2 protein-coding genes are annotated in these 1,414 nt (G+C 45.0%); both read right to left on the minus strand.

Going from position 1 to position 1,414, the window contains the following annotated elements:
* Window positions 1-443: DNA ligase LigA-related protein (locus R7O12_RS23740; RefSeq protein WP_411913089.1), on the minus strand; the 443-nt coding region annotated here is incomplete at its 3' end.
* A gap of 89 nt (window positions 444-532) precedes the next feature.
* The coding region (zipA, locus tag R7O12_RS23745; protein ID WP_318126485.1) for a cell division protein ZipA at window positions 533-1,414 on the minus strand (882 nt) is incomplete at its 5' end.

The following is a 1,414-nucleotide window of genomic DNA, read 5'->3' on the forward strand; positions in this document are numbered from 1 at the left end:
TCAGTGATGTTTTCACCCGTAGTACCATCACCACGCGTTGCCGCTTGAACTAAAATACCGTTTTCATACAGCAGACTCACGGCTAAGCCATCTAGCTTTGGTTCACAACAATACTGCTTAATGCTTTCTCCACCGATTCGGTCTTGAGCACGTTTATGGAAGCTGTCGAGTTCACTGTCGTCGAATGCGTTATCCAATGACAACATTGGGACTTCGTGTGTCACCTGACTAAATTCAGAAAGCGGCTTACCACCCACTCGCTGACTTGGCGAATCAACCGTCACTAAATCAGGATGTTGAGCTTCAATTTCTAGCAGTTCACGCATTAGGCGATCGTATTCTGCATCTGGAATCTCTGGATTATCTTCCACGTAGTAGCGAACGGCGTGGTAGTGCAACGACTCTTTGAGTTCTTCTAGCCGTTGATGTACTGATTCAGACATAGTAAAGCCCCGTATATTGTCAATCGATGAGGTTGGGAATCCATGAAAAAGGGCTCCAATCGGAGCCCTTTTATAATTGGGTAGTAAGATTATGCGTTAGCCGCATTAAACTCAACTATTTGGCGTCGATAAGCAGCTAAACGGTCAGGAGTCATTAAGTTTCTCTTGTCATCGAGAACATTTCCTCCCATATCATCCGCAATCTGCTGCGCAGTTCTCAACATCAAGTTGAAGTTTTGCTCAGCTTCGCCATAGCAAGGCAACGTCATAAAGAAGGAAATGCCTTTCGTCGAAAACTCTGCGGGATCACCATGCTCAAGTGTGCCCGGATGCATCATGTTAGCCACACTGAACAGCACTTTACCGTTACCAGATAAATCAACATGACGATGGAAGATATGCATCTCGCCATAGATAAGACCATTTTGCTGCATACTGTCAAAAAGTTCAGTGCCAATAAATGGTTCTTCGCCCGCACAATGAACATTCAACACGATCACTTGCATTTCCGGCTCTGGCTTTGGTTCTTCTGGTTGTTCAACAACGGCAGGAGCCACTTCTTCAACCATTTCCATCTCTTGTTTAGGCGCATCAAATGCAGAAGGCATAATCTCTTCTTCAATCACCTCTTGCATTGGCTCTTCGACTTCAGACGGCTGAATTGCTACATCTTCAACATCGTTTTTCATCGCGACAAAAGAAGGGATTTCCTCGGCTTCTTCTTTTACAGAAGGCTTTTCTTCTGCCACACCTCCAAGCAAAGGATCTGCCTCAAACTTACTATCAAACGTATTTTCCATCCCAAAGTCTGGTTCTTTGCGATCTTTACGGATGATTTCGAAATCGTCTTCAGGGGCAGGAGCGAAACTGCGCTCTTGCTCAACCGAATCTTTATCTCCTTGGTCAACATCCAGCTTACCAAGTGGCTTGTTGCCAAATTTTGCTTTGCCTTCTTTCTTACTGCTCCACAA

The sequence above is a fragment of the Vibrio sp. Vb1574 genome (assembly GCF_033338675.1).